This is a genomic window from bacterium (Candidatus Blackallbacteria) CG13_big_fil_rev_8_21_14_2_50_49_14, assembly GCA_002783405.1.
Taxonomy (GTDB): domain Bacteria; phylum Cyanobacteriota; class Sericytochromatia; order UBA7694; family UBA7694.
This window is the reverse complement of the sequence record PFGG01000080.1, coordinates 61,137-75,900: the sequence shown is the minus strand read 5'-3', so window position 1 is coordinate 75,900 and position 14,764 is coordinate 61,137. Positions and strand designations below refer to the sequence as shown.

At 50.5% G+C, this 14,764-nt stretch carries 11 protein-coding genes; 8 read left to right on the top strand and 3 right to left on the bottom strand.

The window, feature by feature from the left end:
- Positions 1-25 precede the first annotated feature (25 nt).
- From COW20_23370 to COW20_23340, 7 genes are all read left to right on the top strand, one after another.
- Positions 26-379: a hypothetical protein gene (locus COW20_23370; protein PIW44585.1), complete on the top strand. Its 354-nt coding sequence runs from the start codon at positions 26-28 to the stop codon at positions 377-379.
- 102 nt (positions 380-481) lie between these two features.
- Positions 482-1,117, top strand: a complete 636-nt coding sequence (locus tag COW20_23365) for a hypothetical protein (GenBank protein ID PIW44584.1) — start codon at positions 482-484, stop codon at positions 1,115-1,117.
- A gap of 21 nt (positions 1,118-1,138) precedes the next feature.
- Positions 1,139-1,813, top strand: coding sequence for an isoprenylcysteine carboxylmethyltransferase family protein (locus tag COW20_23360; GenBank protein PIW44583.1), 675 nt, complete (start codon positions 1,139-1,141; stop codon positions 1,811-1,813).
- 240 nt (positions 1,814-2,053) lie between these two features.
- Positions 2,054-2,674 (top strand): hypothetical protein, encoded by a 621-nt coding sequence (locus tag COW20_23355; GenBank protein ID PIW44582.1) that lies wholly within the window; start codon positions 2,054-2,056, stop codon positions 2,672-2,674.
- 347 nt (positions 2,675-3,021) lie between these two features.
- Complete coding sequence (locus COW20_23350; GenBank protein ID PIW44701.1) at positions 3,022-4,587, top strand: hypothetical protein; 1,566 nt, start codon at positions 3,022-3,024, stop codon at positions 4,585-4,587.
- A 77-nt stretch (positions 4,588-4,664) separates the two neighbouring features.
- Entirely contained in the window at positions 4,665-8,039 is a 3,375-nt protein-coding gene (locus COW20_23345) for a methylmalonyl-CoA mutase (GenBank protein PIW44581.1), read from the top strand.
- Complete coding sequence (locus tag COW20_23340) at positions 8,021-8,767, top strand: hypothetical protein (GenBank protein PIW44580.1); 747 nt, start codon at positions 8,021-8,023, stop codon at positions 8,765-8,767. The genes COW20_23345 and COW20_23340 overlap by 19 nt, the downstream gene beginning before the upstream one ends.
- Here COW20_23340 and COW20_23335 read toward each other — a convergent pair.
- From COW20_23335 to COW20_23325, 3 genes are read right to left on the bottom strand one after another with little or no spacing between them, the layout of a single operon-like run.
- Entirely contained in the window at positions 8,764-9,867 is a 1,104-nt protein-coding gene (locus tag COW20_23335) for a UDP-N-acetylglucosamine 2-epimerase (non-hydrolyzing) (GenBank protein ID PIW44579.1), read from the bottom strand. The genes COW20_23340 and COW20_23335 overlap by 4 nt on opposite strands.
- Positions 9,864-12,140 carry a hypothetical protein gene (locus tag COW20_23330; GenBank protein ID PIW44578.1) on the bottom strand — a complete coding sequence of 759 codons (2,277 nt, stop codon included), beginning with the start codon at positions 12,138-12,140 and terminating at the stop codon, positions 9,864-9,866. The genes COW20_23335 and COW20_23330 overlap by 4 nt, the downstream gene beginning before the upstream one ends.
- 5 nt (positions 12,141-12,145) lie before the next feature.
- On the bottom strand, positions 12,146-13,138 hold the full coding sequence (locus COW20_23325) for a UDP-glucose 4-epimerase (protein ID PIW44577.1): 993 nt from the start codon (positions 13,136-13,138) through the stop codon (positions 12,146-12,148).
- Positions 13,139-13,376: 238 nt separating this feature from the next.
- Between COW20_23325 and COW20_23320 the strand changes: the two genes are divergently transcribed.
- Entirely contained in the window at positions 13,377-14,762 is a 1,386-nt protein-coding gene (locus COW20_23320) for a hypothetical protein (protein PIW44576.1), read from the top strand.
- Positions 14,763-14,764 lie beyond the last annotated feature (2 nt).

The following is a 14,764-nucleotide window of genomic DNA, read 5'->3' as shown; positions in this document are numbered from 1 at the left end:
AAAAGAGTTCCCAAGAGGAAAACCTATGCCAGACACACCCGTTTATACCTTTCGCTTCACGGCCTTCAGCCCCCAGACGCTGATTGCACAAGCCTGCCGCTTTCACAATACGAAGCAGCGCGAAAAAGCTGCGCGCCTTGATGATCTCTTTGCAGAAGCAGAGTATATTTCAGCACAAGCCCACCCCCGTGTATTGGAGCGAGTTTGCGTCAATTATTTACACTACCTCTGTGAACGCCAATACCCTGAGATCAGTGAAATGCGTGGAAATGCCGAGCGTTTTGAGGAGTATGCACAGGCCAAACAAGCAATCTTGAAAAGCATTTCAGAACGTTTTGCCTGGTTGGAAGCAGAATGCAAACGACAAGCTTTGATTTAAATTTGGAAGCAATAAGTAAATTAGAAGCACCTTGCTCTTGACCTGTTTTTCACACTTTCGTATGCTAAACGGGAAAGGCTTATTTCAATAGGAAAATTGCCCATGGGTTCGATCTCTGCTGTCCACACTCAAGCTCAACGGCTCCCTGGAACAAGGGCCAAAGAACCTGTTCAAAAACCACCTTCTCCCCCTCATCAACCGGCAAAAGAACCTGTTCAAAACCGTTTGAATCCACACCTACCCGCTCAAGGTCAAGCAAATCCAGATATTCCCTTTCTCTCAGAGCAAACAGGTTCGATTGTGCTCAATGAAAGCGCCAAAACCCTGATCGAGGAGGGCAGCGAAGCGAGCGTTAAACAGACAGTCCCTGTTTTAAACCGCGCGGTGACAAGGGCCTCAAGCCATCTGGGCCGGGCTGCGACCCGCCGAGCTTCCCGCACTTTAGCAGCCTCTGTTCCAGTGATTGGAGCTGGCATTTCTGCCCTGGGAGCCCAAGATGATTTTAAACGGGCCGCACAAGAAAAAAAATTAAACCACTCCCTGGCCGCAACGGCTTTTCAAGCCTCAGCCTGGCTCAACAGCTTCGATGCCAGCATTGGGGTCTGGTCAGCAGGAGCAGCGGCCACAGGCGCAGGCCTCCCAATTGCCGCAGGCCTGGAAGTGGTAGGCTGGATCTCGACAGGGGTGGGCTTTGCTTTGGGAGTGGGGGGCGAATATTTGAGTCTGAATCAAGACTGAAGATTCACTTAGAAAGCAAAAATGCAGAAATCAAAAGCAATCATCGCAAGCTATCTCGGCCTCATCTTCTTTTCGGCCTTTATCTTTCTGGGTGCTGGGAAACTCTGGTACTGGCAAGGCTTCTTGTATTTGGTCGCCGCCCTGATCGGCACCACCTTCAACCACCTGCTGCTTCCCAAAGGTTCAACACTAACAGAAGAACGCATGAAAACAGCCCAAAACGGCTTGGACTGGGATAAAAAAATTCTGGGTCTGACGTTTATTCTCAGTCTTGTGACTTTTTTTGTGGCGGGATTGGATTCAGGAAGATTTCACTGGACAGGCAAGGTTCCCCTGAGCCTAACCGTGATCGGTGTGCTGCTCCTTTTGACAGGTCAACTTATTTTTGCCTTTGCCAAAAGAGAAAATGCCTTCTTTTCAAGCACGGTCAGACTGCAAACAGAAATCGGACACCAGGTCTGCGCTTCAGGACTTTATCGGGTCGTCAGACACCCCGGCTACCTCGGCCTGATCCTTGCGAATCTGGGTTTTCCTCTGATCATGAACGCCTATACTGCGTTTCTTCCCACCCTTCTGGGTATCGCCCTGATACTGCTCAGAACCCAACTTGAGGATCGTTTTTTAAACGAAAATCTTGAGGGCTACAGGGCATACGCCCAGAAGACCCCTTATAGGCTTATTCCCTGGGTTTACTGAGCTAAAAGCCCAAACAGTTTCTCCTCTCTGCTTGGTTTTTGCAAATCAGAGGGGTAAAAACTCGATTTCGCATGATTTAGGTTTAACTTATTTCTTTTTTAAACTTCACTTAAACTTGTTAACTCAAGTTTTGATGGCCTGTGGGGGATATAAGTAGTTAAGCATATACCAAGCTTTGGTAATCAAAGTAATTGGTAAGTAATCAAGAGCTTAAGGAGACCCCTGGCCTTGCAAACCACAATGACCACCCGCACAACGGTAACTACCAGCTACCGGGTTCAAAATCCGGTACTTCTGCCTTTGCCTCAATTGCTGCCAGCTCCGGCAGTCCCCTTTTGTCCTGGCCCCCCATCCAGGCCAGAACATCACGACAGCTATATTCCTGAGCAAATTCGCACAGGGCCTGTCGGCGATCTTTTGATTGGTGGCATTGTGGGCCATAAATACCAGGGCCAGTTCACTGAAGCTTTGCAAAACCTCAAAACCAATGGTCTGACCCTTGCTGGCCTGAAAGGTCTGGGACAAGCCAGTCTGAAGGCCGGGGGGCTGAGTGCCGGCATTACAGGTGCCGTCTCAACCTTTCAAAACTTTGCAGCCGTCGCAGGTGGGAAAATCAGCGCACGAGATGCAGTCAGCAATATCACCACTGACAGCGTGGGTGGACTTCTGGCCGGATCTACAGCAGGCATCGGAGCTGGAGCCGCCTCACTGGCCCTGGGCTCTTTGGGGGTCACCGGGCTTCCCCTCACAATTGGCGCAGCAGTGGCCGGTGCCCTGGGGGGTTTGGGAGGCAGCCAGCTTTATGAAGCCAGCGGATTACGCGATCGTGTTTTCCGAGGCGCACGGGCTTTCTTTGGCTGAACTTCAGGTTAAGCCCTGCTCCTGTGTTGACGACGAGGAGCTTAACCTTCAATAAAACACATATATAACCCTTGACTCATTATTTGAATCAAGGGTTATATTTTGTAAAAAAAATCATTTTTCCTTATTAATTAGAAATAAAACAGACCTTCTTAAAATCTGCCCTTGAGAAAATTCATATTTTTTAGAAAAAACCCAAATTTTTGCATTATTCAACATATGGAGTAATTCCTGAAAATTCAGACTCACAGTAAACTGAATGCAGAAATTGAAAAAACAATTTTAAAATACACTGAAAGAAAAAAAAGAGAATAACTTTTAGCATGTCCAACAAATCCACGCCCTTTCTGGATGCTGGTCAATACCTGAAGCGTGTACGCAAACAACAGGGACTCTCTCAAATTGAATTGGCTGAAAAAATGGCCCAGCTCATTCAAAAAGAATTGCCTGGTGAAGAGTTCAGTCAAAGCACCATTTCACAATTGGAACGTGGCTATATTCGCTTAAGTAAAGTTAAACTCCGCTTGCTCTTTCAAGCCCTGGGTATCAGCCCAGAAGAACGCTCACAACTCAGCCGCCTCTATCTCTATGAAAGCTCTCCCAAACAATCCAGCATGGGCTTTCATCAGCAGGAGTATCTGCAAAATCTGGGACGACAGGCCCTCGAAAAACCCTCTGACTTTTTTATACGGGCCAATCAAATTTCCTGTTATATGCAATTGGGTGAAATGCAAATGGCGATTATGCATGCCCAGGATGCCCTCGAAAAAGTACGGCTCACCGGCGCACAAAAGCTGATCCACTATATTCTGCAAAGCAAACTGCTCTCGGCCCAATCCACCCAGGAAAACAGCCGCACACGCCAATTGGAAATGCTGCAAAAGTCATGCCGAACACTTGAGGAGGGACTACAGGAATGGAGGCGACTGGAAATCCAGCTTAAAAATAAACTACCGGCCTCCCAATTTCAGCAACTTCGTCTGCATCTTACCCTGAGTCATTTTACCCCCCTGTTTCAACTGTTTAATCATCGCTATGGGCGCACACCGTTGGCTTCTTCCCTTGAGGAAATTCAAGCCGATTTCAAACAACTGGGACAGGTTCTTCAGGAACTGCGGACTGCACTGGCAGATCTCAAACAAGAAGAATGGTTTATTGACGTTAAATATTTGGAACGCGAAGACTTAAGAGTGCGGTATTTGTACCAGGAAATCTGGCAATCCCATTTTATTTTCCGCTATTTCCGTTCAGTTCAAGTGGCCCGCTCAGCGCGCAGAATCCGCGATATTCCTCAAATCATGCTCAAAAGCAAGCAAAAACTCAAAGCGATGAATAATCTGCGCAATTTATTTGGCATCAACGCCGAGGGAGAACTCACGCTGCAGGGAGCCGATGCCTCGCAACAGGAAGAGTCAGAAGCCTTGCAGAAATACACGCGCGATTTGGCAATGGGCATTCGTTCTCATTTTCTCAGTTACCAAAACCTGACCCAGAATGCGGGCCTTTACTCACCAGATGCCCAATTCAATGAATCCTTTACGAGTACCTATTTCCTTTTGCCTCAATTATTGGCTCGCTTAGGGGTTTTCAGCGATATGAATCTGGAGACCCTCTATTTTCTTACCAATTCAACGACCCAATCGAACTACCACTTTCTCTGCGCCAATTATTTTGCCCTGCGCTATATCTCGCTCTGTTTGCAGGGCAATTCGGAAATGCGCCTGGAATACCTTGAAAAGAGTGCTCTGCACTTTCACAAAACCAGTTTAAGCACAGAGAGAATCTTTCTTGAACCCTATCTCTGGACAGCCTATTTGCTGGCCATTTTCCGTGAAGACAGCCCCAAGGAAGAAAATAACAGCTTTGCCCGGATCAAAGAAGGCCTGCAAAAATGGGGTGAGGAATCCAATTAAGCCTTGGGGGTTCAGCCCCGGATAGAGGAAATCATCACGTATAATGTAGGCAGAGTGCCGTGAAAGGATGATTTCTCATGTACCATGCCCCTGAACGGGAAGCTTATATTCCCCAAAACCCGATTCGCCTGGTGACCGCAGCCTCGCTTTTTGACGGTCATGACGCAGCCATCAATATCATGCGCAGAATCCTGCAGATGACAGGTGCCGAAGTGATTCACCTGGGGCATAACCGCTCCGTCGCAGAAATTGTCGATTGCGCAATTCAGGAAGACGTTCAAGGCATTGCCGTCACCTCTTATCAAGGCGGTCATCTCGAATACTTCAAATATATGTATGATCTGCTCCAGGAAAAAGGAGCTGGCCATATCCGCATTTTTGGAGGCGGTGGCGGCACAATTCTACCCAGTGAGATTCAGGAACTGCATGCCTATGGCATTGCCCGGATCTATTCCCCTGACGATGGACGTGAACTGGGTCTGCAGGGCATGATCAACGATCTGCTCGAAAAATGTGATTTCGCAACCACGGTGCCTGAAAAAGCCTTACACGATCTGCAGGTCAAATCACCCCTGCAGATTGGCCAATTGATCACCCTGGCCGAGAATCATCCTGAGGCTGCCAGCCAAATCGAAGCACAGTTGGTTTCTCGCTCAGAAGTTAAAAATGTGCCCGTGGTCGGCATTACTGGAACGGGTGGTGCAGGAAAATCTTCACTGGTCGATGAACTCGTTCACCGTTTTTTACGTGATTTTCCCAATAAGACCCTGGCGATTGTTTCGGTTGACCCCACCCGGCGCAAAAGCGGGGGTGCTTTGCTGGGCGATCGCATTCGCATGAACAGCATTCACAACCCACGCGTCTATATGCGCTCCCTGGCCACACGCCAATCCAATCTGGCCCTCAGCAGACATGTGCGTGACGCTTTGCTGGTCTGCAAAGCCGCTGCCTATGATCTGATTCTGCTGGAGTCTTCAGGCATTGGCCAATCCGATACCGAAATCATTGAGCACAGCGATCTGAGCCTCTATGTCATGACCTCCGATTATGGAGCCGCCTCACAACTTGAAAAAATCGACATGATCGATTTCGCCGATCTGATCGCGATCAATAAATTCGACAAGAGCGGCTCCCTCGATGCTTTGCGTGATGTGCGCAAACAATACCGCCGCAACCGCAATCTCTTTCAGCTCGAAGACGAAGCCCTGCCGGTGATCGGCACCATGGCCTCACAGTTTAATGACCCTGGCGTGAATCAACTGTATAAACGCCTGATGGAGCGGCTCAATCAGCTCGGTGAGGGAGAATTTAGCTCTCAATTGCAGATGCCCCTGGCCGAAACAGAAAAAATATATATTATTCCCCCCGAGCGCACCCGCTATCTGGCTGAAATTGCCGACGAACACCTGCGCTACCAACGCCTGACCGAAGAACAGAGCACCCTGGCCCGCCAGCTCTTTCAACTCCAGGGCAGTCTGGCACTCTTGCCCCCTGAAGCAAAGCCTCTGCGCGCCGAATTGGAGGCGATTTACGCAGACAAACAAAAACACCTCAGCCCAGAAACCCGAAATCTGCTGGATAGCTGGCCTGAAATCGTCAAAACCTATACCGCCGATGAACTGGTTTACCATGTACGCCAGCGTGAAATCCGCCAGCCGCTTTACCGCACCTCGCTCTCGCAAAGCAAAATCCCCCGCGTGGCCCTGCCCAAAACCCAGGATTGGGGTGATCTGCTCAAATGGCGCATGACAGAAAACCTGCCGGGTGAATTCCCCTATACTGCGGGGGTCTTTCCCCTCAAACGCGAAGGCGAAGACCCCACACGTATGTTTGCTGGTGAGGGCGGCCCCGAGCGTACCAACCGCCGTTTTCACTATGTTTCGCTGGGCATGCCCGCCAAGCGCCTCTCAACCGCCTTTGATTCGGTCACCCTCTATGGCGAAGACCCCGATCCACGCCCGGATATCTATGGCAAAGTCGGCAATTCAGGTGTGAGCATTGCCACCCTGGATGACGCCAAAAAACTCTATTCAGGCTTTGATCTCTGCCACCCCAATACCTCAGTCTCGATGACGATCAACGGCCCTGCGCCTATGTTGCTGGCGTTTTATATGAATGTGGCCACCGATCAGCTCTGCGAGAAATATATTCACGAAAACAGTCTGGAAGCAGAAGTTGAAGCCCAAATTGAAGCGATCTATGCAGCCAAAGGTCTGCCCCGCCCCCGTTACCAGGGAGACTTGCCCGAAGGCAATGATGGCCTGGGCTTGTTCTTGCTGGGAGTAACCGGAGATCAGGTGCTGCCCGCCGAGGTCTACCAGCGTCTGCGGGCCGAAGCCCTGAGCAGTGTACGCGGGACGGTTCAGGCCGATATTCTCAAAGAAGACCAGGCCCAAAACACCTGCATTTTTTCAACGGAGTTCGCCCTGCGCATGATGGGGGATATTCAGCAGTATTTCACCGATCACCGGGTCAAAAATTTCTATTCGGTCTCCATTTCGGGCTACCATATCGCCGAAGCGGGGGCCAACCCGATTTCACAGCTGGCATTTACCCTTGCCAATGGCTTTACCTTTGTTGAGTATTATCTTTCACGCGGCATGAAAATCGATGATTTTGCCCCCAATCTCTCGTTCTTTTTCTCAAATGGGGTTGATCCTGAATATGCGGTGATCGGACGGGTCGCCCGCCGAATCTGGGCCAAGGCCATCAAACATGTCTATGGTGGCAACGATCGCAGCCAAAAGCTGAAATACCATATTCAAACCTCTGGCCGCTCTCTGCACGCCCAGGAAATTGCCTTCAACGATATCCGCACCACCTTGCAGGCCCTTTACGCCATTTACGACAATTGCAATAGCCTGCATACCAATGCCTATGACGAGGCCATTACCACCCCGACCGAAGAATCGGTACGCCGTGCCATGGCCATTCAGCTGATTATCAACCACGAGTTGGGGCTTGCCAAGAATGAAAACCCCCTGCAAGGGGCCTTTATCATCGAAGAATTGACCGATCTGGTCGAAGAAGCCGTGATGGCTGAATTCCGCCGCATCTCTGAACGTGGCGGGGTGTTGGGGGCCATGGAGCGCCAATACCAGCGCTTTAAAATTCAAGAAGAATCCCTCTATTATGAGCACCAGAAACTCAGTGGGGAATTGCCGTTGATCGGCGTCAATACCTTCTTGGGGAGTGATGGTTCGCCCACACTGATTCCCAATGAGGTAATCCGCGCCACCCCCGAAGAAAAAGAATACGCCATCAGCTCACTCCAAGCCTTTCAGGCCCGCAATGTAGAGACCGCGCCCGCCGCCCTCAAAACCCTGCAGGAAACAGCGATTCAGAATGGCAATCTGTTTGAAACCCTGATGGAGAGCGCCAAGATCTGCTCACTCGGACAGATGTCGGGTGCGCTCTATGAAGTGGGCGGACAATACCGGCGGAATATGTGATTCCCTGGAAAAAAATCAGAGCGGTCTGCTTTGACCGGGGCAATGTCACTCACAATTGCCGCCTGGGTCCAGCCACGAGAGAAAAGGATCGGATCGCGGCTCTGGCCTTGGCCCAACACTTACAGCACCTCACAGGACAGGGCTCTACCCCAGAGGCGATTCAAGCAAACCTGCTCACCCCCTGGCGGGCCAGTTTTGCCCAACGGCGGGAGCGAGGCCATGAATTGCCTCTTGAACCTTTTTTTATAAGGGCTTTTCCTGAGCTGAAGGACAAGCCAAACCAACTGCAGGAACTGATCTCCATTTTAGGCGCCACCCTGATTCAATGGGATCAACCAGCCCCCGATCTGCTTCCCCTGTTAAAAACCCTGAAAAAGGCAGACCTTCAGGTTGGAATCGTCTCAAATACGATTCTGCCAGACAGGGTTTATCTTCACAAATACCAGAGCGATCAGCTGACAAGCATGATTGATCACTATCTTTTCAGCTACAGTCAGGGCCTACGTAAACCAGAGCCAGAAATACTAATTCGGGCATGTGCCCAATTGGGGGTCAGCCCCCAAGAAACTGTGATGATTGGTGATCAAGAGGAGGTAGATCTTCGCTGTGCGCGAGAAGCAGGCGTTTATGCTGTTTTATACCGTCCTGAAAACACAAACAAAGCCCACCCCAATCAAGCTGATTTAATCATTCAAAGTTTTGCAGAACTTGAAGCCTGCCTGACTTAAACCCGCCGCCCGGTGGCATAGCCCGTATAATTGCCCAACACGATCCGGGCCACAGTCTGGCTGACCGCTGGAGCCAAATACTCTGGGGGTGGGTTCCAGGCGGCCCCTGTCGCCAACACGGTGCGCACCGCCAACAGAATCGCTTCCGGGGTGGCCCCGCTGATAAAATTGCTGCCGACCTCCAGGGTTTCGGGCCGCTCAGTCACATCCCGCAGGGTCACACTGGGCACCTTAAACAGGGCGCATTCTTCTTGAACCGTGCCACTGTCGCTTAAAACACAAAAGGCCTGCTTTTCAAGGGCGACAAAATCAAAGAGTCCCAGAGGTTCCATCGCCACCACTCCTGGCGGCAGTTCACGCCCCTGTTTCTGCAATTGCGAGCGGGTGCGGGGGTGCAGACTGCAAATTAACGGCAAATGGTAGGTCTGCCAAAGCGATTCAAAGGCCTGCAGAAAAGCGCTGAAACGCTCAGGGTTATCGACATTCTCTTCACGGTGCAAGGTCACCAGGAAATATTCCCCTGACTTGAGTTTCAGGGTTTCTAAAATGGTGCTGGCGGCAATCTGGGGCTGAAAATGGTCGAGCACTTCTTTGATCGGATTGCCGGTGACATAGATCCGCTCACTCTCCACCCCCTCCCGCAGCAGGTTCTGACGGCTGCGCTCAGTATAGGGCATGAGCATATCACTGCAATGGTCAATCACGCGGCGATTGACCTCTTCAGGTACAAATTCGTTATAACAGCGGTTGCCTGCCTCCATATGATAGACCGGAATGCCCTGACGCTTGGCCACATAGGCCCCCAAGCCGCTGTTGGTATCGCCCAAAATCAGAACCCGATCGGGTTTTTCCTGGGCAAAAACAGCTTCTACCTGGCTGAGAATTTTGGCAACCTGCTGCATGGGCGTCTCTGAGCGGGTTTCAAGCACATGATCCGGGGCTCGCAGCCCCAACTCTTCGAAAAAAATCGCATTCAAACGGGCATCGTAATTTTGGCCGGTATGCACCAGCACATGCGAAGTGAGCTGATCTAAAAGGGGAATAATCAGGCTCAGGCGGATAATTTCAGGGCGGGTGCCCAAAAGGGTCATGATTTTCATTGCTTGGCTCCATGCACTGCAAAATGGTCTAAAAGCCCCTTTAACCAGGCTTCATAGGCAGGAAAGCGGGGAATTTTTGCATTCAGGGCCCGCCCCCGCTGACGGGTCGCTTCACGATCGGCCAAAGCCTGTCGCAAACAGGTACGAAGGTCTTCAAGGTTTGAACTGAAGCTGATCCAGGCCGATTCAGCCCACTCAGCCGCCAGCCAATTCAGGCTTAAAAGCGCAGTTTCGCTTTGGGCCAGATAGGGCCAGAAAGGCAGCCACTGTGCCGGATCAGCCACAGGTTGCAGCCACAGCCAGGCCAATTGAAAAACGCCCATGGCCTCGGCCCTGTCGAGATAAGAAATTACAATATTTTCAATGTTTTCAGGATCTACCCCAGCCGCTTCAATCTCCTGGAAAACTTCTTCATATATCGCGTCGCGCTCTGAGGAGGCTTCAGGAATATCCAGAACCAAAAACAGCAGGCTCAAATCCGGCTGATTCAAACCCTCAGCCAAAAAGGCCTGTAAACTTTCACGCCAACGGGAACCGTTTTCAGGCGCGTACACAATCAAAATCACGTCCCCGGCCAAATCCTCTAACTCAAGCGGAAGATTCAAGTTTGGGGCCCAGGCAGGAAAAAAACTTTTTTCAGGCAGGGGCAAACAGGCGTATTCGGCCTGACTGACTTTTTCTGCCCCGCTTGCGCTGAACTGCCAGGCACAGACCTTGGCCAGCGCATCCTGTTCAGACAGTTCGAGCCAGCCTTGGGTCGAAAACACAAAGGAGCGTTCAGGCCCCGGCACAGCCACAATAGAGGTTTCAGGCCACAAGACCTGGCTCAAGGGCTGGGGCAGGGGCAGGTGCCAAGTGGCCAAACCCTTTAAAAATTCAGCGGCCCGACGAAAATCAAAGGCTTCAGCAGCCCACTGAATCAAAGCGCTCTGGGCCCGCTTGCTGTAAAGACAGCGCTGCTCGAGCAGATCAGGGTTGCCAATCGGCAGATAGGCAGATAAAGCTTCTAAAAAGGCCCCAAGCTCTCCCTGAGCCAGTTCCAGGGGGGGCAAATCCGCCAGTTCACGCTTCAAATAGGCTGCAATCTGGGTTTTCCAGTTTTCAAGCAAGCTGGGCAATTCTGCCTTCAAATCGGGCTCCTCGGCCCAAATACTGAGAGCGACCTCTGACTGGGGGCCAAAAGCAGCACAAAACTCTGTTAAAACGGCCAGCAAACGGTGACTTTTCAAGGCTGGGCGTGACAAGGTCAAGCCCCAGCGCAAGGGCAGTTTCAAACTGTAGGGGGCAAGCTCAGGGGGGGTGAGTTCGGTCAGCAACTGCGCACGCAGCGCTTGTGCCTGGGCCTGTTCTGTAGCAGGAAAAATAGCGTGCTCCAAAGTATACAAGGCTTCATCATAGATGCCCTGGCGGGCCAATAAGGGGGCATACCAAAGCGGGAATTGTGAAGTAGAAATACCCTGACGCCGCAGAGAATCTTCAATCTGGCTCAATTGAATCCGTTCCTTGGCGCTGCGCATCACCAAATTGGCTTCGGCAGGCACAATCTGGCTGTATTGGCCGGTATTGACCGGGTGAAAACGGCTGACCGTCAAAACTTCAGGCAAATAGCTCACCTCATAGCCCGCCAGCAAAATCCGCAACCACATTTCATAGTCCTGGGTAACAGACCAGCTGTTTTTAAAGGGGCCTACGGCTTCAAAGACTTTTTTGGGAATCAGGGTGGTGCAGCCATTGATCTGGTTGCATAAAAGCGAATAGAAAAGCATGTCCTGATCTTCTGCCGTGCCGGCCCCAAAGGGCCAGGTCACAGCCCCGCGTTCAGCCAATTGACGTTGCTGTTCGGCGACAGGCAAAGGACAATACTGGGCCAAATAATCAGGCTCAGCGCTTTCGACACCGGGTTGAGAATGCAATAAGCCCAAGCGGGGATGCGTTTCCTGTCGAGACTGAAAGACCTCCACATTGCGGGCCAGTTTGGTCGGCAGATAGTAATCATCTGCACTCAACCACGAAATATACTCCCCCTGAGACTCTGCAATCGCTCGGTTCAAAGCCCTGGCCACACCACAGCCCATGCGTTCCTGCTTGAAAAGTTTGACGCGTTCTCCCCTGTAACGGGCGACAATCTCAGGGCCCTGATCGCTGGAACCATCATCCACCACAATCATTTCAAGGTTGGGATAGGTTTGATTGAGCACGCTTTCAATCGCCTGGGCAATATACTGCTCATAGTTATACAGCGGCGTAATGACCGAGACCAGCGGCAAAGACATGGGATTTACTCCAGCAGGCAGGTTTGAAGAATCGCTTTGACTTGCTCCAGGTTCAGCAGCGTGCCACTGGCAGAGGTAAAATCGTGTTCTCTTGAAACCGGCAGAGGCGTATCATAGGTTCCTCGATAGAGTTCCTTCTGGTGATAGGCTTCCACACAGATCAGATTTTCATCAGAAAGAAAAGTGGCGCGCGCCAGTTCTTCCTGAGAGGCCAAAACCTCATGGATCTTCTCGCCGGGACGCACCCCGATATCGATATAGCCATATTCATCGAGGCTGATCTGGTGATAGTGCTGCAAATAAGCTTCAACCAAGGTACGTAAATCACTGGCTTCCACTTTTTGAATGAACATCTGACCATCGGTGCCCTTGTCGATCGCGTAGCTGACCAAAGCAACAGCCTGTTCCAGGCTCATCAGAAAGCGGGTCATGCTGAAATCCGTGATCGGAATTTTTTCATTGCGGCGGACTTTTTCACGCAAAAGCGGCAGAATCGAGCCCCGTGAACCAATCACATTGCCATATCGGGTGGTACAAAAAATCGTATCGCACTCACGGCTGGCCTTGGAGGTCATGATTTTTTCACCCAAAGCCTTGGCCATGCCATAGGCATTGATCGGGTAAACGGCTTTGTCAGTGCTGAGATAAATCGCTTTTTTCACCTGATTGGCCTGACAGGCCTTGACCAGATTGCTGACACCCAAGGTATTGGTTTTAATACACTCTTCGGTAAACAACTCTCCCACCGGCACATGCTTCAAAGCGGCAGCATGCACCACCACATCCATATCGCGGGCTGCCGCTGAATAGGCATCCGGGTCACGCACGTCACCGATAAAAGTTTCAAGTTTTAAATGGGGGTAGCGGGACTCCATGCCCACTTGCTTGGCTTCATCACGGCTCATCACCCGAACTTTACCCTGATACCGGATAGACTGAAGATGTTCAATAAATGCCGTACCGAATGAACCTGTCCCACCGGCAATGAGAATATTCATGGGTGTTTTCCCTTTAATCTGCGCAGAATTAAAATCTTAAAGTATATTTAAGCTTGCCAGGAATTATAGCATGTCCCACAGACACGGGGCAGCCGTAAGCAGAGAGCGATTCAGACAAAGCATGCTCGGACTCCTGTATCCTGATTTCTCAATCCTAAAAATGATATAATACGCCAGAATTGTAGAATCAAAAGATGTTCAAACATTTCAAAGATCAAATCTCAGCAGTGGAATTTTCATGAATGAACAAATAGTCCTGTGTCACGGTTGTTTTGATGTGCTCCACACAGGCCATATCTACCACCTTGAAAAAGCCAAGGCTCTCGGAACAAAACTCATTGTCTCGATTACCCATGAAGATTTCGCAAAACGCAAATTGCGTTTTTCGGCAGAAATTCGCAAACATGCTCTGGAAAGCCTCTCCTTTGTAGATCAGGTCATCGTGGTGCGCGACCGCACTGCCGAAACAGCGATTTTAGAAGTAAAACCCAGCTTTTACGTCAAAGGCAAAGAATACGAAGAACTCGAACTGGATCCCTCGGGCGATATCTACCGCGAAAAAACAGCAGTAGAGTCTGTTGGTGGGCAATTGGTCTTTACCGATGATGAAATACATTTCTCAGCCACCAAGCTCAAGGCCAGCAACGGCCCCTTTAAAGATATCTCCGAGGCGTATGATTTTCGCCTGGCAGATATCCTGAGCTTTATTCACGATGTTTCAGAGCTGAAGGTCTGTGTGATTGGCGAAACCATCATCGACCGCTGGACCCCTGTAACCGCTGAGGGAGTCTCGAACAAATCCACCTGTCCCACGGCCTTGGTCAAAGGAAGCTCTCAGGATCAGTTAGGCGGAGCCTATGTCATCGCCAGTCACCTGGCGGGTTTTGTCAAACAACTCGATCTGATCACCCCAGATTTCCGCTCTGTATGTGAGCTGCCGCTGGATGAACGCATTCACCATCGTTTCTATACCCAGGGCCATATCATCAAAGAACGCCTGTATGACCCCAACCTCAATACCAAGATATTTGAGGTCAAACGCTACCATTTACCCGAAGGCTATGAAAACAGTATTGATCTTGAAGACTATGATGTGGTGATTATCGCAGATTTTGGCCACCAGATGATTTCGCGCCAATGTGCGGCCCGCTTGAGCGGATTAACCCACAGTTTCTTAGCCGTGATGGCACAAACCAATTCCAGTAATTTGGGCTTTAACCGCATAGATAAATATCCCCAAGCCCATCTTTACTGCATCGACACCAAAGAAATGATGCTCTGCCTCAACCTCAATGAGCCCGTCAACTGGGAGCACCATCTCAAAGAAATTCAAAAATATATCAGCTTTGATCAACTGCTGGTGACACGAGGAACCGATGGCGCCTTTCACTACAATGGCGAAGCGATTCATTCTTTCCCGGCCCTTTCAGCGCAAATTGTCGACCCGATTGGGGCTGGCGATGCCTTTTTTAGTCTGGCAGCACTGGCGGGCTACCTCAATTACCCGCCCGAAAAAACCCTGCTTTTGGGCAGCTTGGCAGGGGCCATGAATACCCAGTGGCTCTGTAATAAATATTCAATTGAACCGGGCATGCTGATCGAAAGTGCAAAGAAGGTAATTTAAAA